Below are 19642 nucleotides of genomic sequence, written 5' to 3' on the forward strand. Positions count from 1 at the left end.
TGTTATGTTTTTAAGCAATAAAAGTTCATTTGCTGTGCAAATGAACTTTTTTCTCACTATCTAAAAGAAGAATCTCTGAATGTCGTTCCATGTTACCGCGACCATTAAGACCATCAGACATGCAAAGCCAACAAACGTAATAATACCTTCTTTATTTTTATCAAGTGGTTTACCACGTACTAATTCATAGAAAAATAATGCAAGTCGTCCACCATCTAGTGCGGGGAATGGTAATAGGTTCATAATACCAAGATTTACACTAAGTGCGGCAGCCCAACTTAATAATGTTACGAAACCATATTTAGCCACTTCAGATGTTGCCTCATAAATACCTACAGGACCAGATAAAGCGTCTAGCGTAAATCCACCTGTTACGAGCACAACTAAAATTTTCACAATTTGAACAAGCCAAGTCCATGTTTGTTCAAATCCATATGGAATTGCTTTAAGTGGATTTTTATCATACGTATTCGCATACTGAATACCAATTTGCCCCACTTTTTCTTTATTTACTTCCACTTCTTTTGGCGTTACCTTCAAGGTTTTATCTTGCCCATCACGTACGACACCAATCGTAATTTCCTTACCAGGGCTTCCTTGAATAACTGCTGATAAATCCTGGAATTTATCAACTTTTTTACCGTTAACAGACGTGATTAAATCTTTTTCTTCAAAGCCTGCTACAGCAGCCGGACTATCATCTACTACTTTAGCAATTAAAGGTTCATTCGTCGGAATCCCTTGCACGAAACCAATGATGACGAAAATCACAATCGCTAAAATAAAGTTAAATAACGGCCCTGCAAAAATTGTAATCGCACGTTTACCCAGTGATTTTGCATTAAATGTGCGGTCATATGGTGCAATTTGTGTTTCTTGACCATTTTCCTCAATGATACAGTCACGCGCGACATTGTAACGTACGAGTTGCTCATCTTCATCATAGCCTTCCACCCATAATTTTTTTTGAAGTTCTGCTTTCTCAACTTCTAGAAAAAGCATATCGGGCAATTGCTTGTTTTGATTCATGACAAGACGAGTAATTTCATCATTTTCATTTAGTGTAAACCCGATACGATAACCTGGCTGTAATTCAACATTATCTAAATCATCGCCAGCCATCCGTACATAACCACCCATTGGTAGCAGACGAATTGTATATAGTGTTTCACCCTTTTTAATGCCTAATAATTTCGGTCCAAAACCGACTGCAAATTCACGTACCATAATGCCAGAGCGTTTTGCAAAAATAAAGTGTCCTAACTCATGGAAAAAAACGATCATACCAAATACGAATATAAATGCAATTGCTGATTGCATCAAATCCCACCTTTAATAATAAAGTTGACTTTCATGCAAGATTGCACGCCCCGTCATCTGTATGCTATTTTATCATGCCTTCAACAATTTTTCTTGTTTCCTTATCTACAGCTAAAATTGTTTCTAAATCTGGATTTTGAACATTGTCATGTGTTTGCATCACACGTTCAATAACATCTTCAATTTGAAGGAATGTAATTTTTTCTTGTAAAAACGAACCAACAGCTGCTTCATTAGCTGCATTCATTGCTGTTAAAATCGTACCGCCCATACGTCCTGCTTCATATGCAAAGCCTAGGCAACGGAAACGATCAAAATCAACATTTTCAAAATGTAATTGACCAATCTTCGCTAAATCTAATCGTTCAGCTGTTGAACGTGGTAAACGTTCTGGATAACTTAAAGCGTATTGAATTGGTGTACGCATATCCGCTGTACCAAGCTGTGCCATAACACTTGAATCGTGATATTCAACCATCGAATGAATAATTGATTCGCGATGAATTAAAACATCAATTTTATCATATGACATGCCATACAATACAGCAGCTTCAATTACTTCCAGCCCTTTATTCATTAATGTCGCTGAATCAATTGTGATTTTTGCACCCATTGACCAATTCGGGTGATTCAATGCTTGTTTGACTGTCACACCTTCAAGCTCTTCACGTGTTTTATCACGGAAACTACCACCTGATGCAGTTAAAATCAAGCGTTCTACAGATTTTGGATTTTCGCCATTCATTGATTGCCAAAGTGCTGAGTGTTCACTATCCACTGGTAAAATAGGTGCTCCATATTTTTTTGCTTCCGCCATTACGAGATGCCCTGCTGTCACAAGGGTTTCTTTATTTGCAATTGCAATAGCTTTCTTTTGACGAATTGCAGCCAGGGTAGACTCCAATCCAATACTACCTAATACAGCATTTAATAACACATTTGAATCACTATATGTCGCAACATCAATTAATCCTTGTGACCCATGTGTTACTTCTAATTCCGGAAATTCTTTTGATAAAGCTCGTGCATCTTCTTCTGATTGCATAGAAACAAGTTTTGGAGAAAATTCACGAATAATTTCCTTCGTTTTTTCAATATTTTTCCCTGATGCTAATGCAGCAATTTCAAATTCTTCTTGATGATCTTTTACAATATCAAGTGTTTGCTGTCCAATTGAACCTGTTGCACCTAACAAACTAATCGACTTCATAATGATGATCTCCTATCCAACAAAATGTAAAAAATGTAGCAGTGGTAATACAAACAATAGACTATCAAAACGATCTAAAATACCACCATGTCCGGGTAAGATTTTCCCTGAATCTTTTACCCCATAATGACGTTTAATAGCTGATTCTACTAAATCACCCATTTGCCCAACAATAGAAGCAATAATTGTTACAACAATTAATTTCCACCACTGTACTTCAAGATGTGTAATCATTTCAAAAATAAAAACAGCAATGATAGCGATAATAATACCACCCACAAAACCTTCAACTGTTTTTTTCGGTGAAATTTCTGGCCAAAGTTTATTTTTACCAAGTTTGCGCCCTACAAAATAGGCTCCTGAGTCAGTTGACCATACAACAACTAATGCAAAGACAATATATAACAGGCCATCTGATGCATCTCGTGTTGCCATAAAGTAATAAAACCCTACACCAACATAAAATACAGATATAAGTAAAAAACCAACATCGTCAAATGTAAATTTATTTTTCTTTAATACAACATAAATTAATAATAATGCTGTAACAAGGACAAGCCATTCCAATTTTGAATAACTTGTTGCGTCGATAATAGCACTTTCCCATCCTTCAGGCATTAACATAGCAAATAAGCCAACTAATGCTAATATACCTGGTACAGAGAATAGTGATAGATTGCGCATTTTAAGCATTTCAAAAAGCCCTACTGCTGCGATTATATAAATAACGATTGTTAATGGCGTTCCGCCATATACAACAAACGGTACAAATAATAATGCCGCAATAATGGCTGTAATAATACGCTGTTTCACGATTTATTCTCCTTTCAATCCACCATAACGGCGATTGCGCGATTGATAACTTTCTACTGCTTCTAGCAAATCTTTATCGCTAAATTCAGGCCAATGCACTTCTGTAAACCAAAATTCACTATAAGCAAGCTGCCATAATAGGAAGTTACTTAAGCGAAGCTCTCCACTGGTACGAATAAGCAAATCTGGATCTGGTAGCTGTGATGTCATTAAATGATTCGAAATTGTTTCTTCTGAAATGTCTTCCAAGCTTAACGTTCCATTTTGAACTTGGGTAACAATTTCTTGAACAGATAAAACCATTTCACGACGACTACCATAATTTAATGCAAAATTAAGTATCATACCTGTATTACTTGCAGTCGTATTCATCGCATTTTGAACAGCTTTTTGCGTATGTGTAGGTAATGCATCTATTTCGCCAATCATTCGAACACGAATATTTAACTCCATTAATTCAGGTAAAAATGAAGTTAAAAATTCTTCTGGTAAGCGCATTAAAAATTCTACTTCTTTACGTGGACGTTTCCAGTTTTCTGTTGAGAAAGCATACAATGTCAACGCACCAATACCTACTTTATTTGCACAGCGCGTAATTGTACGTATATTTTTCATCCCTTCATGATGTCCTGCTACACGCGGTAGAGCACGTTTTTGTGCCCAACGACCATTGCCATCCATAATAATCGCAATGTGTTGTGGTACGCTCTCACTACGCACTTTTAACATGCGTTCTTGTAATGTAGCGTCCTTTTTATCTGTTTTTCTCCATCCGAGTTTATCTAACATTTAAAATCCTCCACTAGCTTGCATATCGGAACGTATACTTCATCTATCATAACAAAAATAACATTCTTTTTCCTCTATATCACTAAAAAAGACGTCCCTATTATATAGAGGACGTCTTTTTATTTTGGAAAGTTCTATTAAACTGATAGAATTTCTTTTTCTTTTTCAGCAGCTAGTTCATCAATTTCTTTGATGTGATCATCAGTTAATTTTTGAACATCATCGCTATATCCACGTAAATCATCTTCTGTAATTTCGCCAGCTTTTTCAGCTTTTTTGAAATCATCATTTACATCACGACGGATATTACGAACAGCAACTTTCGCTTCCTCAGCTTCTTTTTTCACCACTTTTACAAGATCTTTACGACGTTCTTCTGTAAGCGCTGGGATTGTTAAGCGAATTACTGAACCATCATTTGTTGGTGTAATACCAAGATCTGATTTTAAGATTGCTTTTTCAATATCGCCTAAAATTGTTTTATCATATGGTTGGATGACTAAAAGTCGAGCTTCAGGAACTGAAATACCTGCCATTTGATTTAATGGTGTTGGAGCTCCGTAATAGTCAACAGAAATACGGTCTAATAGTGAAGCATTTGCACGACCTGCGCGGATTGCCGCAAGTGCACGAGAAAATGCATCAATTGCTTTAGACATACGATCTGTTGCTTGATCGATAACTTGTTTTGACATGCTTAATCCTCCTGAGTTTTATTTATGCACTGTAGTACCGATTTTTTCGCCCATTACAGCACGTTTGATGTTTCCATCTTCTAATAATGAGAATACTACTAAATCGATATCATTGTCCATGCATAACGTTGAAGCAGTTGAATCCATTACTTGTAATCCTTTTTGAATAACATCTAAATATGTCAATTCTTCGTACTTAACAGCATTTTCATCAACTTGTGGATCTGCAGAGTATACACCATCTACATTATTTTTCGCCATTAAAATGACATCTGCGCCAATTTCAGCTGCACGCAATGAAGCCGTTGTATCAGTAGAGAAGTATGGGTTACCTGTACCGGCAGCAAAGATTACTACACGTTTTTTCTCTAAATGACGAACTGCTTTACGTCGAATGTAAGGTTCAGCAACTTGTGTCATCACAATTGAAGATTGTACACGAGTTGGTACACCTAGGTTTTCTAATGAATCTTGTAAAGCTAAAGCATTCATAACAGTCGCTAACATGCCCATGTAATCTGCATTGGCACGCTCCATACCCATTTCTGCTCCAATTTTACCTCTCCAAATGTTCCCACCGCCTACTACTAAGGCAACTTCCACTCCTAAGTCTACTACGTCTTTAATTTGCGCTGCTACTGATTTAACAACTTTTGGTGCTAGGCCGAAACCTGCTTCACCAGCTAATGCTTCCCCACTTAATTTAATGACTACGCGTTTATATTGTTCTGGCATAAGCTCTTTAGACCTCCATATTTTTTTCTTGAAAAATAGGGAACACGGTGTTACTGTGCTCCCTACTTTAATAAAACTATTTGATTGAAAAAATTAGTTACCTTTAACTTGGTTCATAACTTCTTCTGCAAAGTTATCTTCACGTTTTTCGATACCTTCGCCTACTTCGTAACGTACAAACTCAGTTACTTTAGCGTCGCCTAAGAATTTAGCAACAGTTTCATCTGGATTTTTAACGAATGGTTGGTCAAGTAAGCAAATTTCTTTGAAGTATTTGTTTAAACGGCCTTCCACCATTTTAGCAACGATGTTTTCTGGTTTGCCTTCATTTAAAGCTTGTTCAGTTAAAACTTTACGTTCGTGTTCAACTTCTTCAGAAGAAATTTGGTCGTGAGAAACATATTTAGGGTTGATTGCAGCAATGTGCATAGCTACATCTTTCGCTTTAGCAGCGTCAGTAGTGCCTTCAACAACAGTTAATACACCAATACGACCGCCCATGTGTAAATAAGCACCGAAAGCATCCGCATCTGTTTTAGTTTCGATTACGAAACGACGAAGAGTAATTTTTTCACCGATAGTAGCGATTGCTGATGAAATATGTTCAGCAACAGTTGCGCCACTTTCCATTTTAGATTCTAAAGCTGCTTCAACATTTTCAGGTTTTGCAGATAATAATTGTTCAGCTAATTCTTTAACTAAAGTTTGGAAACCTTCGTTTTTAGCAACGAAATCAGTTTCAGCATTTACTTCTAAAAGTACAGCTTCATTACCTTTTTCAGCGATGAAAGTAGTACCTTCTGCCGCAATACGGTCAGCTTTTTTACCAGCTGCAGCTAAGCCTTTTTCGCGTAAGAAATCTACAGCCGCTTGGATATCTCCATCAGTTTGTACTAATGCTTTTTTACAATCCATCATTCCAGCACCAGTTTTTTCACGTAATTCTTTAACCATTTTAGCAGTTACTGCCATTGATAGTTCCTCCTATACAATTGAAAAGTTTATTTTTCTCAAAAAAAGGTGATAAGAGGGATTATCCGCTTATCACCTGTCTCTAAAATAAGAAATTACTCAGCTGAAGCTGCTTCTGTAGCTTCAACTTGCGCTTCTTCTTCACCTTGTTTAGACTCGATTAAAGCATCAGCCATTTTAGAAGTGATTAATTTTACAGCGCGGATTGCGTCATCGTTTGATGGAATAACGTAATCAATTTCATCTGGATCACAGTTAGTATCAACCATAGCCACGATTGGAATGTTTAATTTGTGTGCTTCTGCAACAGCAATACGTTCTTTGCGAGGATCAACAACAAACATTACGTCTGGAATAGCTTGCATATCACGGATACCGCCTAAGAAGCGTACAAGACGTTCATGTTGTTTTTTAAGTTGAACAACTTCTTTTTTAGGAAGTACTTCGAAAGTACCGTCTTCTTCCATACGTTCGATTTCTTTTAAACGAGCGATACGTTTTTGAATAGTACCGAAGTTAGTTAATGTACCACCTAACCAGCGTTGGTTGATGTAGTAGTTACCTGAACGTTCAGCTTCTTCTTTAATAGCTTCTTGAGCTTGTTTTTTAGTACCAACAAAAAGAACTTTACCGCCTTCTTCGCCAACTTGACGCATGAAGTTATAAGCTTCTTCTAATTTTTTAACTGTTTTTTGTAAATCGATAATGTAGATACCGTTACGTTCAACAAAGATGAATTTTTTCATTTTTGGATTCCAACGGCGAGTTTGGTGACCGAAGTGTACACCAGCTTCTAGTAATTGTTTCATTGAAATTACTGACATGATTTGGTTCCTCCTAAAGGTTTTTGATTTAATTTTCCTCCGCATTCATCATTTATATAGAGAACTTTAATTATTCAAAGCACCACCCTATATATCAGAATGCGTGTGTAATAATAACACCAATTGTTAATATACCATAGTCCCTATTCACTAGCAACTATTTTTATTTAGTTATTGTTGAAATTTTAGTAATAATTCAATTTCTGTTTTACCTCTATTTACTCTTTTAGCAATGTCTGAAATAGAAAGTCCTTTTTTATACATTTGAATTACTTGCTCTTCAACTGTAAGTTTATTTTCATCAGATTGTTTGGTTTGATATGCTTTTTTAACATAGGCTTTAGGGACCTTGAAGTTGTTTTGTATTGTTTCTATTTCATCGTCACGATCAGCTGTATTTTTTGTATACACTGAGCTATCTTGCTTATTAATAAACGATGATAAGCTATTCGTAGATTGTTTTTTTATCGTTTTCATCTCTTGAATCAAACGATTATTTTCATCTTTCATTTCAGCTAAATAAGCTCCTATGGCATCATCCATATCGTCTTTCATGCGCTGTTGTTTTTCTTCTACTTCTTTTAAAGAAGAAATCTTGAGGTTTAAAAGAACGATAAAATAAAAACTTAGACACTGAGCAATGACAAGAAAAATAATAATTATGCTGAGCATCATTGTATCTCCTAACCACTAAAATCAAAAAAATTACCCTTAAATGGATGTTGCGTTGAATGTTCTTTTGATTGGTATTTTTCTTTTTTTGAATGTGATGATTCATTAGATTTTTTTCGTTTATCTGGGTGTTCATCTCCGACTTTCGATGTATCTTCTGACTTTAAAACAGTCGTCCGATTTTTCAACGTCTGTTTTTCTGTAGCCATTTGAGCCATTGATTGATTACCATTAACATATTGCTGCGCATTATCAGCCATCTTACCAGCTTCAAACGTTTTAGGTAACGCAATTTGAAGTTCAATACTTTTTAATGACATTACATTCCCCCCATTAAATTATAAGTTTCTCATTTCTTTTGTTAGTAAGTTACGTAATTTAAATAAGGCTTTTGAATGTATTTGTGAAATTCTGGAAGTTGATAGTTCTAACATTTCACCTATTTCTGTTAGCGTCATTTCTTCTGTGTAAAAAAGACTTAATACTAATTGCTCTTTATCATTTAATTTTAAAATACTTGCAGATAAATCTTGTATTAACTCTGCTTGCATTGCTTCTTGTTCCGGTGTTTTGATTGAATCATCTCGAATTGAAAAAGTTTTATTATCTGATTCATCATCCTGTAATTGTTCATCCATTGATAAAATATTTGAAGCAAAATGTTCTCGAACCGTTTGAAACACTTCATCAACCGTTATATTTAATTCAATCGCTACTTCCTCAGGTGTCACATGCCTTTGCAATCTTTGTTCCATTTCTTCAATAAGCATATCCATTTTCTTTGTTTTCTCACGCGCTGAACGTGGTAGCCAATCTTCTTTTCTAAGTCCATCAATAATAGCACCACGCACTCGAAATGAAGCATACGTATCAAATTTCAAATCCCGTGTAGGATCAAATTTATTTAAAGCATCAAATAATCCCATCATACCTAAACTATTTAGTTCATCACGCGACACACTTTTAGGTAATCCAACAGCAATTCTTTGCACATGGTAAGATACTAATGGCTTATACTTTCGCATTAGTACGTCTCCTGCATGAGGATCTCGATTGGCCTTCCAACTTTGCCATAGTTTTTGCTCTTCTACTGAAGTTGTTTGCATCAAATTACCCTCCTCACTCTATCTACATTCCCTTCAATTATTATAGCAAATCTCACCTATATTTTGGAATGTATATACAACAGAATATGCGTAAATAAAAGGATTACCCCTAATAAATTTACTTACCATTTAAGAATTTGTAGAATTCAGAGAAAAATCTTCTAATAAAATTTCTCTTTACAATTTTCAGATTCTTAAGGTGATTAGAAATAGGGATAATCCTTCTTTTTTAGCTTTCTTGGGCCATTAACGTTTTCACTACTTTTGCTACTTCTTTTGCCTGTGTTTCTTCTATATCATTTTTCTCTATAGTTATTGACTGGTTTGTTACTTGATTTTGTTCTTGTTGTTCAGCTACTTGTTCTTCTATTAAAATTTCTTCTGATTTTGGATTATAGAAAGCATAACCTATTAAGAATCGAACAACGAACGTTGTAATAAATACAACAAATGCTACAGTGAAAGATTGAATAAGAATCTCACCTGGTGTGCGAGCTGTTTGAAATATTAATAAAAAGTAAATGGCAAAAGATCCAAGTGCTGCCCAACAATTAATATAAAATGAGCCTGCCATTAAATATCTTTCACTCCTTGATTTACAGTACGTATTTGTAATTTTGAGGTTTGAGGATTAAATTCAATCGTACGACCACTATTACCCCCAGTATCCTCAGAAACAATTGGAATACCAAACTTTCGTAGTTGATTTTTTACGGCTTCTACATTACGTGGTCCTATACGCATAGAATCTTGATTTGATGTGAATTTAAACATTTGCGCGCCACCAGCAATTTTAGCTTTCAACTTAACTGCATTAGCGCCCTTCAATTTCATTGCATCAATTAAAGCGGGAACACCTGTGTCAGCAAATTTCGCAACGGTCAGCTGACCACCTCTACTCAAAGATGAATCTGGCAACATAACATGGACAAGACCTGCTACTTGCTTTACCTCATCATATATAACAACACCTACACAAGAACCTAATCCTGATGTTCGAATCGTCTGCTTTTGCGTTGCTACATCTAATTGTGCAATCCCTACTTTAACAACATCTAGACTTGTAAACATATTATCCAACACCTAATGATGTAAAAATTGTAGAAAATGAATTTGGGTCTGGAATCAAGAAAAAGTGACCGCTGACTTCTTCTTTAGCATTTTCTTCATGTTCAATAATTGATGTATCTATTACAATTACATAATCACTAATTTGAGATACTTCTATTAATCCGATACTAATAATTGCACCAAACATATCGCTCGCTAACGCAGGAGGAGTTGGATATAATTTTAGCTTTGTAAAGTCCGAAAGTGCAGATAAATACGAACCCGATAAAATATTTCCCATTTCTTGCATAGCTGAGAGTCCTAATTCTGAAGGTGATTGCGCAAAATCAAAAGATTTTTCATGGATTAATTTTCGAATTAATTGGTTCGCTTGTTCTACTGGCATGATAAAAAACATTCCTCCAGCTACATCCCCCTCGATTCTCAAATAAATTCCGGTAACAAAAGTTTCTGCTCCGCCTACACGTTCCATCATATCGTTGAATGATACCATTTCTACTTGAGGTACATGCATATCTATCTTCGTATTAAGTAATGTAGATAAAGCTGTTGCCGCGTGTGCAGCTCCGATATTCCCAATTTCTTTCAGGACATCTAAATGAAAAGAGGTAATATTTTGTTGAATATCCATCTAAAAATCCTCTCTTATTTTAACGTACTTAGTACTTTTTCTAAGTTTAATAGAATCAATAGACGATTTCCTATGTTTGCGACACCTGAAATAAATTCTTCTTCTAATGAACCAACGACTTCTGGTTGTGGTTCAATTGTCTCTTTTTGAATATCCATTACATCGTTCGCTGCATCTACAATAAATCCAACTTCCATATCTTCTTCAGAAATTATAATAATACGCGTATTTTCGCTGCTCACAGTTGTTGTAACACCAAAACGATCACGTAAATCAATAATTGGTGTTACAACTCCACGTAAATTAATGACGCCTTTTACATAATGCGCTGTACGTGGTACACGCGTAATATGCATCATTTTTTCAATTCCTTGAACTTGTTCAACAGGTAATGCATATTCCTTGTCTCCTAATTGAAAAACAATTACTTTCATTACTTCGACGTCCATTGCTACATTTTCTGTCATTTCTAACACCTCTCTTATTTAATAAGTGAATTACAATCAATAATTAGTGCTACTTGACCATTCCCTAAAATTGTTGCTCCTGAAATCGCAAAAACATTTGTCAAATAATTCCCTAGAGACTTAAGAACAATCTCTTGTTGACCAATAAATGAACCAACAACTAATCCCGCCATTTTGTCCCCTTTTCGTACAATAACAACAGAGTGGAAATCATCTCCTGGATCATCAGTGCGTGGAACTTCAAAAATTTCTTCTAAAAACACAAGTGGTACTACTTTCCCACGGAAATCAATCACTTTCTGATTATGAGCATTCATTATATCTGCCTTATGAATAATTGACGTTTCAATAATTGACGTTAAAGGAATTGCATAAATTTCTTGTTCAATTTCAATTAACATAACCGAGATGATTGATAAAGTCAGCGGTAATTGAACAGAAAATAACGAACCTTTTCCTTCTTCCGATTCAATTGTAATGGTTCCTCCCAATGATTCAATTGTTGATTTTACAACATCAAGGCCAACACCTCTACCAGAAATATCCGATAATACTTCAGCTGTTGAGAATCCTGAAGCTAAGATTAATTCATTAATTTGAGTATCTGTTAGTTTTGATGCTAACTCTGAGGTAACGACGCCTTTTTCTAATGCTTTACTTAAAACACGTTCTTTATTGATACCGGCACCATCATCTTCAATTTCAATAAACACATGATTCCCACTATGATAAGCACGTAGTTCAACACGTCCTTCTTCAGGTTTTCCAGCTGCTACTCGAACCTCTGGACTTTCAATACCATGATCAAGTGAGTTTCGAATTAAATGAACAAGAGGATCTCCGATTTCATCAATAACTGTTCGATCTAATTCAGTTTCTGCACCAATAATATCTAATTTGATTTTTTTATTTAAATCACGTGATAATTGTCTAACCATTTTAGGAAAGCGATTAAAGACCGTTTCTACTGGTACCATACGCATATTCAAAATAATATTTTGTAAGTCGCTCGAAACGCGCGACATGCGTTCAACTGATTCATTTAATTCATTATGATTAAGCTCTGCTGCAATTGATTGTAAACGTCCTCGGTCAATTACTAATTCTTCGAATAAATTCATCAGTATATCCAGTCTTTCAATATTTACTCGAATTGTTTTACTTGTGGCATGAGAAGATTTAACTGGCTTTTCAGATTGCTTAGCAGTTGAGTTGGTTACGACTTTTGTTGCTTCTTGGGAAATCACTTCCACATCAATACTTTTGGCTGTTGAAGAAGCAACAACAGGTTCTAAAACATTTTCCTCTACTAAATCAAAGAACATTTTTTTAACAACTACTTCTTTTACTTCTGACACTTTTTTAATAGCTTCTTCTACAGTCTCAATAGCTTCTTTTGTAACAAAAGCAATTGAAAAATCTGTATCAAACTGTTCTGCTTCTAATTGTTCTACTGCAGGGACAGATTTAATTACATCTCCGCATTTTTCAAGAACTTCAAATACCATAAATACTCGTGCTGCTTTTAGTAAGCAATCATCGCGTAGAGTAATTGCGATTTCATATGTGCCAAAACCTTGTTCATTAGATTGTTCAATAATTGTACGTTCAAAATCATCATAAGTAAGTGCTGTTACTGAAACCAATCTATCTTCACTGCTATCCTCTACAACAGCTTTGGCATTTGAACCATCAATTAGTTCTCCATTTTCAATACGCTTTAATTTTTCAACAGTCTCGCTAACATTTCTTTTTCCATCTCCACCCTCAGAAATATCTCCAATCATGGCTTCAAGGTGATCAATAGACTCAAAAACAACATCTAAAATCTCAGGTGAAACTTCGATTTTTTCATTACGAATCCCATCTAAAACATTCTCCATTTTATGCGTCAAATCCGCCAAATCTTCAAATCCCATTGTTGCAGACATGCCTTTTAATGTATGTGCATTACGAAAAATCTCGTTTACAATTGATAAATCATGTGGATTTTGCTCCAGTGCTAATAAATTTTCGTTACATGATTGTAAATGTTCCGTACTTTCATCAATGAATACTTCTAAGTATTGGTTTGTATCCATATTTTAAGCCTCCTCTTATGGAATATATTTCATAATTGTTTGTGCAATATCATCAACATCTTCAACATTATCGACTAACCCGGTTTCAAATGCCGCTTTAGGCATACCATATACAACACATGTATTAGCAGATTCTGAAATAGCTTTAACATTTCCTGTGGTTTTTAAAATTTTAAGCCCCTTAGTTCCATCTGAACCCATACCTGTCATAATAACAGCTAATTTATCATATTCTTCTAACTTACTAGCACTTTCATACATAACATCAACAGCTGGCCTGTGACCTCCTCTAGGAGCTTCTATATTATCTAATTTAATTCCAACTGACATTCCAACTTTTTGTAATTTCATATGATATCCACCAGGAGCAATATATGCTACTCCAGATTGTAAAATATCTCCATTTTCTGCTTCTTTAACAGTTATCTCAGACAAATTATCTAACCGTGTTGCTAAAGATTTAGTGAACCCTGCTGGCATGTGCTGAACGATTAAAATTGGTGCCATAATGTTTTGCGGTATTTTAGTAATGACTTCCTGTAAAGCTCTTGGACCACCGGTAGATGTTCCTATTAATACCAATTTTTTCTTTCCATGTAAATTCCAATTATTCGTATTAATCACTGAACGTTCAAGTGGTTTAGATGGAGTAGTTATTTCTTTAGTAGAAATATCTTTATTAAAAAATGTATTTGCTGCTTTAGAAAGAGTTGCTGGCTTACGTAATTTTGTCACCGACACATTCGTTGCTTGAATGACTTTATGAACAAGTTCATCCTTAATCTTATGTAGATCTAAAGAAATTGTTCCACTCGGTTTAGCAATAAAATCTACTGCTCCATTTGCCATTGCTTCTACAGTAATTTCTGCGCCGGCTTTAGTCGTACTAGAAAGCATGACTACGGGAGTTGGACAATCTACCATGATTAGTTTCAAAGCCTCTAATCCATTTAATTGAGGCATTTCAACATCCAACGTCACAACATCTGGTTTTAAAGCTTTAATTTTTTCAAGTGCATCTTGTCCATTTCGTGCAGTACCTATTACTTCAATATTTGGAACATCTACAAAAAAATCTCCAATCAGTTTTCTCATAAATGCTGAATCATCAACAATTAATAATTTTTTTATTACTGTCATGTTATCCACGCCCTTTACTAAAAATACTTTTTAATGCATTTATAAAACGATTTGTGTCTAGTTCATTCAAATTTTTTGATTGACCTGATGTGTAAGTAGTAGTAATTTTTTGAACTGCTTTTGTAGCAGGAGCACGTTCATATAAAATTGAAAACAATTTTTGTTGCTGTACAGCTTTCCTTACATGAATATCTTCTGGAATAGAACCCAAAATATTTAAATTTTTGTTTAAAAACTGCTGTGCTGTACTTTTTAAACGATGTAGTGTTTGATTTGCTTCGTCTGTTGTCAATGCTCGATTACACACAATATGCATATTTTTAAGTGGGTTTCTTGTGTTCACATATTTCATCATTGAATATGCATCCATAACTGCTGTTGGTTCTGTAGTAGAAATAACGATTATATCGTCTAAAGCCTCAAGTAATTGCAATGACCATTCTGTAGCTCCCGCACCCATGTCAAAAATAATATAGTCATAGCGCTGTTGAAGTAGTTCAAAAGCAGATAGTAAACGATCAAACATTGAATCATTCCATTCAATTACGTTCGCCATTGCAGAGCCACCACTTAAATAGTCAATATTACTTAAAAAAGATTCTATTACATCTTCTAAAATATATTCTCCACTTAAATAATCGATTAAAGAATATCTAGACTTTTCTCCTAATAATATATGAATATTCCCCATCCCGATATCCATATCCACTATAACTATCTCATATCCTTTTTCTGCTAAATTGAACGAGAAATTAGTAGAAAAGTTACTTTTTCCGACGCCTCCTTTACCACTTATTACCCCTATAGATGTGGAAATATGTTTATTTTCCATTTTTAATCGCAATTTTTCTGCTTGATTTCCCATTGACTATTCTCCTTGGAAAATTAATTCAACTATTTTATCAAGAGTTGCTTCCACAATATCTTCTGGTACTTCTTGTCCATTAGTATAGTAAGCAAGTCCTTTATTATATTTAATCATTAAATTGACTATAGGGCCAATAGAATTTGTTTCATCTAGCTTTGTAAAAATTAATTTTGTAATTGGAAGTCTTTCAAACTGCTCGATAATCACTTCTAGATCACGCTGTTTTGCTGTAAGTGCTAAAACTAAATAATTTTCAGTTTCTTTATTAATATCGATTAATTCAACTAAATCATTAATATATTTACTTTCGTTGTAATTTCGTCCTGCAGTATCAATAAAAATCAAATCACAATGTTTTAAATTATCAATTGCTTTTACATAATCCTCATGTGAGTAGACAACTTCTACAGGTGCTTGTAGCAAATTAGCATATGTTTTCAATTGCTCAATCGCTCCAATTCGATATGTATCCGCCGTAATAAATCCAATCTTCTTACGTTTTTCCAATACTGCACGAGCAGCCATTTTAGCAATAGTTGTTGTTTTTCCAACACCTGTAGGACCAACCACATTAATAAATCGTTTATCAAAAGATTGATTTCCTATTGAAAACTGATCTAGCTCTTGACGTAATGCCATTTTAGCAAATCGTATTAATTGTTGTGTTGTTAACTCTTCACGACTATTTTTATACATGTCAAAAAGCTCATCACTAATTGATGTGATGAGCTTTTTGTCTAATTCTTGATGTTCCATTTGCTCAATAATAGATGTGAAAATAACCGGATACTTTGTAGTTGCTGTTTGCTGTTTCTTTATTAAATCTTTTAATGTCACTAACTCATGTCGAATTTCTTCAACATGCGTTGGTTGTAGAGTAATAGAATTTTTTTCTATTACATCATTTGATTTTAATTCTATATTTTCTATAGATGACATTGTCGTACGTTCGATTCCAATGACAACTTCAAAGTATTTCTTTTTAAACAAACCTAGAAACCCTTTTGAATATATAGGCTTTGAACTAATAATAATCGCTTCATCACCAAAATCTTTTTGTACTTTTTTCATTGCTTCTGCCATTGTAGAAGCTGTATATTTTTTCATCTTCATTCTACATTCACCACTCCAACACTTTGAATTTCAATTGATGCTTCTAGCTCATTATACGAAAGAATTGGAATTTGTGGGAAGTAGCGTTCTGTTAATTGTCGTACATACATGCGCACAGCAGGTGAACATAAAATTACAGGTGATTGTTCAAAAAATGCTATGCGTTCCACTTCTTTAGAAATGGCTTCTAAAATCATTTGAGACATTTGTGGATCTATTGCTAAATAATTACCATGCTCTGTTTGCTGAATACTATCTGCTACTATTTTTTCTACTTTAGCAGATACCGTTAACACTTTTAATTCCGGTTGATTACCAACATATTGAGTAGTAATTTGACGAGCTAGGCCTTGTCGAACATATTCTGTTAACACATCTACATCTGATGTTAGTTTTGAATAATCAGCTAATGTTTCAAAAATAATTGGTAAATTACGTACAGATACGTTTTCTCTTAGTAAATTAGCTAATACTTTTTGTATTTCACCTATCGCCATTGGTGTAGGTGTTAATTCTTCTACAAGAATAGGGGATGTTTCGTGTAAGTGGTCAATCAATTGTTTTGTCTCTTGACGTCCCAATAACTCTGATGCATTTGCGCGAATAATTTCTGTTAAATGCGTAGAAACTACACTTGGTGGATCCACAACAGTGTATCCCAGCATTTCAGCTTCTTCTTTCACTAATTCAGTAATCCATTTTGCAGGAAGGCCAAATGACGGCTCAACAGTATCAATACCATCAATTGAATTCTCCTCACCAGGACTCATCGCCAAATAATGATCTAACAAGAGCTCTCCATTAGCCATTTCATTCCCTTTAATTTTGATACGATATTCATTAGGTTGCAGTTGAATATTGTCTCTAATACGTACTACCGGTATAACAATACCTAATTCTAAAGCTAATTGACGACGAATCATAACTACTCGGTCAAGTAAATCTCCACCTTGAGCTGCATCAACTAGAGGAATTAATCCATATCCAAATTCAAATTCAATCGGATCAACATTTAATAAATTCACAACATTTTCTGGACTCTTCAGATTATCTGTAACAACCTCTTCTTCGATTTCTTCTTGTTCTTCAACAGTTTCTTTTGTAGAACGTTTTTGTTGATATGCTAGTAATGCAATAATTGCTGCCACAGGAATTGTCACAAAATCACTAACAGGTGTTAGTAATCCTAATAAAAAGATTGTACCAGCTGCTACATATAATACTTTTGCATCTCCAAATAATTGACGCATAATATCCGTACTAAAATTACCATCTGATCCAGCACGTGTCACGACAATACCTGTAGCTGTAGAAATAATTAATGCAGGAATTTGTGAAACTAATCCATCCCCGACTGTCAATGTAGTAAATCGACTAATAGCGTCTGCAAATTCCATTTCCATTTGCACAACACCAATAACAATACCGAACAAAATATTAATAATAACAATAATGATACCAGCTATTGCATCACCTTTAACAAATTTCGTTGCCCCATCCATTGCTCCATAAAAATCGGCTTCTCCTGAAACTTTCTCACGACGTTCGCGCGCTTGCGTTTCAGAAATCAAACCTGCATTTAAGTCTGCATCAATAGCCATTTGTTTACCTGGCATTGCATCTAATGTGAATCGAGCAGCAACTTCAGATACACGTTCAGAACCTTTTGTAATAACAAGGAAGTTTATAATTACTAAAATAATAAATACTACTAATCCTACTACAAGATTTCCGCCAACAACAAATGTACCAAATGTTTCTACAACATTCCCTGCTTCACCACCACTTAAAATAGCTCGTGTAGTTGAAACATTTAAGCCTAATCTAAATAATGTTAAAAGCAAAAGAATTGTGGGAAAAATAGAAAACTCAAGTGCTTCTTTCATATTCATAGCAATTAATAAAACAAGAATTGCCAATGCAATATTCATGATAATTAAAAAGCTTAATAGCCATGTTGGCAGAGGGATAATCAGCATCGCTACAATCATAATAACGGCTGCTAAAACACCTATGTCGCGAAATTTCATGTTTGTCCCTCCCTAACTAAATCTTACGTTTAATGCGATATACATACGCAAGTACTTCTGCAACTGCTTTAAAAAATTCTTCTGGTATACGGTCATTAATTTTAACTTGGTCATACATAGCTCTGGCAAGGGGCCGATTTTCTACCATGACAACCTTATTTTCTTTTGCAATTAATTTTATCTTTTGTGCAACAAAATCTGTTCCTTTAGCAACGACTTTGGGTGCATCCATAGCATCCTCATCGTATTTTAAAGCAATTGCATAATGCGTTGGATTTGTAATGACTACATCTGCTTGAGGTACTTCCTGCATCATTCTACGCATTGACATTTCTCTTTGCCTTTGTTTAATTTTTGATTTGATTAAAGGGTCACCTTCAACATTTTTGTATTCATCTTTAATATCTTGTTTAGACATTCGAAGGTTTTTTTCATAATCATATTTTTGATACATGTAATCTAAAATCGCAATAACCATCAATACAATAGAAGCTGCTATACCCATGTATGCCACAAGTTTTGAAACTGTTATCAAGGCTGCTCCTGGGGTTTTATGTGCTAAGCTTAAAACTTCCTCAATGTTAATATATAATACTAAAAATGTTGTGGTACCTATAAAAGATATTTTCAAAATTGATTTTAATAACTCAACAATTGCTTTGAGCGAAACAATTCGTTTTAACCCCTTTATCGGGTCAATTTTTTTTAAATCAAATTTTAACGTTTCAGTTGTAAATAGTAATCCGAACTGCATAAAATTAGCCGCAATTGCTGCAACAACTGCAACTATAAAAATTGGCACTACAATCATAGCTAATTCTTTTAGTATATCCCAATACATTTCCATAATGGAAGAAATAGTAATCGTTTTAACAGTCATATTATGTACAATAATTTCTCTGAAAAAAGACATCATTTCTTCTTTCATAGATCCTGCCACAAAAGTTAAATATAAAAATATCGCTAATAGGACTATTGCGCTTGTTACGTCTTGACTTTTTAATACCTGCCCTTTTTTTCTAGAGTCTTGACGTTTTTTTGGTGTTGCTTTTTCAGTTTTCTCACCTGCAAAAAACTGTATATTTAATTGAACTAACATATTCAT

Annotated in this window: 21 protein-coding genes; all 21 read right to left on the reverse strand. The window is 34.5% G+C overall.

The genetic code is table 11. The features are described from left to right. Nucleotides 1–60: 60 nt before the first annotated feature. The 21 genes from rseP to flhB all read right to left on the reverse strand — a co-directional run bounded on the left by rseP (nucleotide 61) and on the right by flhB (nucleotide 19642). Entirely contained in the window at nucleotides 61–1320 is a 1260-nt protein-coding gene (rseP, locus tag ACFSY7_RS18925; RefSeq protein ID WP_380149178.1) for an RIP metalloprotease RseP, read from the reverse strand. Between the two features lie 64 nt (nucleotides 1321–1384). Beyond that, nucleotides 1385–2530 carry a 1-deoxy-D-xylulose-5-phosphate reductoisomerase gene (gene dxr, locus ACFSY7_RS18930; RefSeq protein ID WP_380149179.1) on the reverse strand — a complete coding sequence of 382 codons (1146 nt, stop codon included), beginning with the start codon at nucleotides 2528–2530 and terminating at the stop codon, nucleotides 1385–1387. Between the two features lie 12 nt (nucleotides 2531–2542). Further along, nucleotides 2543–3343: a phosphatidate cytidylyltransferase gene (locus ACFSY7_RS18935; RefSeq protein ID WP_126990744.1), complete on the reverse strand. Its 801-nt coding sequence runs from the start codon at nucleotides 3341–3343 to the stop codon at nucleotides 2543–2545. A 3-nt stretch (nucleotides 3344–3346) separates the two neighbouring features. Beyond that, on the reverse strand, nucleotides 3347–4132 hold the full coding sequence (locus tag ACFSY7_RS18940; protein ID WP_126990745.1) for an isoprenyl transferase: 786 nt from the start codon (nucleotides 4130–4132) through the stop codon (nucleotides 3347–3349). A gap of 137 nt (nucleotides 4133–4269) precedes the next feature. Then, complete coding sequence (gene frr / locus ACFSY7_RS18945; RefSeq protein ID WP_020189475.1) at nucleotides 4270–4827, reverse strand: ribosome recycling factor; 558 nt, start codon at nucleotides 4825–4827, stop codon at nucleotides 4270–4272. An 18-nt stretch (nucleotides 4828–4845) separates the two neighbouring features. Next, nucleotides 4846–5562, reverse strand: a complete 717-nt coding sequence (gene pyrH, locus ACFSY7_RS18950) for a UMP kinase (protein WP_020189474.1) — start codon at nucleotides 5560–5562, stop codon at nucleotides 4846–4848. A gap of 93 nt (nucleotides 5563–5655) precedes the next feature. Continuing rightward, nucleotides 5656–6534, reverse strand: coding sequence for a translation elongation factor Ts (tsf, locus tag ACFSY7_RS18955; protein WP_126990746.1), 879 nt, complete (start codon nucleotides 6532–6534; stop codon nucleotides 5656–5658). Between the two features lie 95 nt (nucleotides 6535–6629). After that, entirely contained in the window at nucleotides 6630–7358 is a 729-nt protein-coding gene (rpsB, locus tag ACFSY7_RS18960; protein ID WP_020189472.1) for a 30S ribosomal protein S2, read from the reverse strand. A 171-nt stretch (nucleotides 7359–7529) separates the two neighbouring features. Then, a complete protein-coding gene (locus ACFSY7_RS18965; RefSeq protein ID WP_380149183.1) occupies nucleotides 7530–8030 on the reverse strand; it encodes a hypothetical protein in 501 nt (166 codons plus the stop codon). Between the two features lie 11 nt (nucleotides 8031–8041). Further along, nucleotides 8042–8350, reverse strand: a complete 309-nt coding sequence (locus ACFSY7_RS18970; protein ID WP_020189470.1) for a hypothetical protein — start codon at nucleotides 8348–8350, stop codon at nucleotides 8042–8044. An 18-nt stretch (nucleotides 8351–8368) separates the two neighbouring features. Continuing rightward, nucleotides 8369–9136 (reverse strand): FliA/WhiG family RNA polymerase sigma factor, encoded by a 768-nt coding sequence (locus ACFSY7_RS18975; protein ID WP_380149186.1) that lies wholly within the window; start codon nucleotides 9134–9136, stop codon nucleotides 8369–8371. 229 nt (nucleotides 9137–9365) lie between these two features. Continuing rightward, entirely contained in the window at nucleotides 9366–9710 is a 345-nt protein-coding gene (locus ACFSY7_RS18980; RefSeq protein ID WP_020189468.1) for a hypothetical protein, read from the reverse strand. After that, entirely contained in the window at nucleotides 9710–10207 is a 498-nt protein-coding gene (locus tag ACFSY7_RS18985) for a chemotaxis protein CheD (protein ID WP_380149188.1), read from the reverse strand. The genes ACFSY7_RS18980 and ACFSY7_RS18985 overlap by 1 nt, the downstream gene beginning before the upstream one ends. A 1-nt stretch (nucleotide 10208) precedes the next feature. After that, nucleotides 10209–10838 (reverse strand): chemotaxis protein CheC, encoded by a 630-nt coding sequence (locus ACFSY7_RS18990; protein ID WP_020189466.1) that lies wholly within the window; start codon nucleotides 10836–10838, stop codon nucleotides 10209–10211. Nucleotides 10839–10852: 14 nt separating this feature from the next. Further along, complete coding sequence (locus ACFSY7_RS18995) at nucleotides 10853–11305, reverse strand: chemotaxis protein CheW (protein ID WP_020189465.1); 453 nt, start codon at nucleotides 11303–11305, stop codon at nucleotides 10853–10855. Between the two features lie 14 nt (nucleotides 11306–11319). Continuing rightward, complete coding sequence (locus ACFSY7_RS19000; RefSeq protein WP_380149190.1) at nucleotides 11320–13386, reverse strand: chemotaxis protein CheW; 2067 nt, start codon at nucleotides 13384–13386, stop codon at nucleotides 11320–11322. A gap of 15 nt (nucleotides 13387–13401) precedes the next feature. Beyond that, the gene (locus ACFSY7_RS19005; RefSeq protein WP_126990751.1) at nucleotides 13402–14526 is read right to left on the reverse strand and encodes a protein-glutamate methylesterase/protein-glutamine glutaminase; all 1125 of its coding nucleotides are present in this window, start codon (nucleotides 14524–14526) and stop codon (nucleotides 13402–13404) included. 1 nt (nucleotide 14527) lies between these two features. Next, nucleotides 14528–15391 (reverse strand): MinD/ParA family protein, encoded by an 864-nt coding sequence (locus ACFSY7_RS19010; protein ID WP_380149192.1) that lies wholly within the window; start codon nucleotides 15389–15391, stop codon nucleotides 14528–14530. Nucleotides 15392–15394: 3 nt separating this feature from the next. Next, the gene (gene flhF, locus ACFSY7_RS19015) at nucleotides 15395–16507 is read right to left on the reverse strand and encodes a flagellar biosynthesis protein FlhF (protein ID WP_020189461.1); all 1113 of its coding nucleotides are present in this window, start codon (nucleotides 16505–16507) and stop codon (nucleotides 15395–15397) included. Beyond that, on the reverse strand, nucleotides 16504–18537 hold the full coding sequence (gene flhA / locus ACFSY7_RS19020) for a flagellar biosynthesis protein FlhA (RefSeq protein ID WP_380149193.1): 2034 nt from the start codon (nucleotides 18535–18537) through the stop codon (nucleotides 16504–16506). The genes flhF and flhA overlap by 4 nt, the downstream gene beginning before the upstream one ends. A 16-nt stretch (nucleotides 18538–18553) precedes the next feature. Beyond that, on the reverse strand, nucleotides 18554–19642 hold the full coding sequence (flhB, locus tag ACFSY7_RS19025) for a flagellar biosynthesis protein FlhB (protein ID WP_044527264.1): 1089 nt from the start codon (nucleotides 19640–19642) through the stop codon (nucleotides 18554–18556).

The sequence above is a fragment of the Kurthia populi genome, from assembly GCF_042686175.1.
Classification (GTDB): domain Bacteria; phylum Bacillota; class Bacilli; order Bacillales_A; family Planococcaceae; genus Kurthia; species Kurthia populi.

What these genes read in the sequence shown, in the direction of transcription:
- rseP (WP_380149178.1), bottom strand. Translation starts at nt 1,320, where the DNA reads ATGCAATCAGCAATTGCATTTATATTCGTATTTGGTATGATCGTTTTT.
- dxr (WP_380149179.1), bottom strand. Translation starts at nt 2,530, where the DNA reads ATGAAGTCGATTAGTTTGTTAGGTGCAACAGGTTCAATTGGACAGCAA.
- ACFSY7_RS18940 (WP_126990745.1), bottom strand. Translation starts at nt 4,132, where the DNA reads ATGTTAGATAAACTCGGATGGAGAAAAACAGATAAAAAGGACGCTACA.
- frr (WP_020189475.1), bottom strand. Translation starts at nt 4,827, where the DNA reads ATGTCAAAACAAGTTATCGATCAAGCAACAGATCGTATGTCTAAAGCA.
- pyrH (WP_020189474.1), bottom strand. Translation starts at nt 5,562, where the DNA reads ATGCCAGAACAATATAAACGCGTAGTCATTAAATTAAGTGGGGAAGCA.
- tsf (WP_126990746.1), bottom strand. Translation starts at nt 6,534, where the DNA reads ATGGCAGTAACTGCTAAAATGGTTAAAGAATTACGTGAAAAAACTGGT.
- rpsB (WP_020189472.1), bottom strand. Translation starts at nt 7,358, where the DNA reads ATGTCAGTAATTTCAATGAAACAATTACTAGAAGCTGGTGTACACTTC.
- ACFSY7_RS18965 (WP_380149183.1), bottom strand. Translation starts at nt 8,030, where the DNA reads ATGCTCAGCATAATTATTATTTTTCTTGTCATTGCTCAGTGTCTAAGT.
- ACFSY7_RS18970 (WP_020189470.1), bottom strand. Translation starts at nt 8,350, where the DNA reads ATGTCATTAAAAAGTATTGAACTTCAAATTGCGTTACCTAAAACGTTT.
- ACFSY7_RS18975 (WP_380149186.1), bottom strand. Translation starts at nt 9,136, where the DNA reads ATGCAAACAACTTCAGTAGAAGAGCAAAAACTATGGCAAAGTTGGAAG.
- ACFSY7_RS18980 (WP_020189468.1), bottom strand. Translation starts at nt 9,710, where the DNA reads ATGGCAGGCTCATTTTATATTAATTGTTGGGCAGCACTTGGATCTTTT.
- ACFSY7_RS18985 (WP_380149188.1), bottom strand. Translation starts at nt 10,207, where the DNA reads ATGTTTACAAGTCTAGATGTTGTTAAAGTAGGGATTGCACAATTAGAT.
- ACFSY7_RS18990 (WP_020189466.1), bottom strand. Translation starts at nt 10,838, where the DNA reads ATGGATATTCAACAAAATATTACCTCTTTTCATTTAGATGTCCTGAAA.
- ACFSY7_RS18995 (WP_020189465.1), bottom strand. Translation starts at nt 11,305, where the DNA reads ATGACAGAAAATGTAGCAATGGACGTCGAAGTAATGAAAGTAATTGTT.
- ACFSY7_RS19000 (WP_380149190.1), bottom strand. Translation starts at nt 13,386, where the DNA reads ATGGATACAAACCAATACTTAGAAGTATTCATTGATGAAAGTACGGAA.
- ACFSY7_RS19005 (WP_126990751.1), bottom strand. Translation starts at nt 14,526, where the DNA reads ATGACAGTAATAAAAAAATTATTAATTGTTGATGATTCAGCATTTATG.
- ACFSY7_RS19010 (WP_380149192.1), bottom strand. Translation starts at nt 15,391, where the DNA reads ATGGGAAATCAAGCAGAAAAATTGCGATTAAAAATGGAAAATAAACAT.
- flhF (WP_020189461.1), bottom strand. Translation starts at nt 16,507, where the DNA reads ATGAAGATGAAAAAATATACAGCTTCTACAATGGCAGAAGCAATGAAA.
- flhA (WP_380149193.1), bottom strand. Translation starts at nt 18,537, where the DNA reads ATGAAATTTCGCGACATAGGTGTTTTAGCAGCCGTTATTATGATTGTA.
- flhB (WP_044527264.1), bottom strand. Translation starts at nt 19,642, where the DNA reads ATGAATATGTTAGTTCAATTAAATATACAGTTTTTTGCAGGTGAGAAA.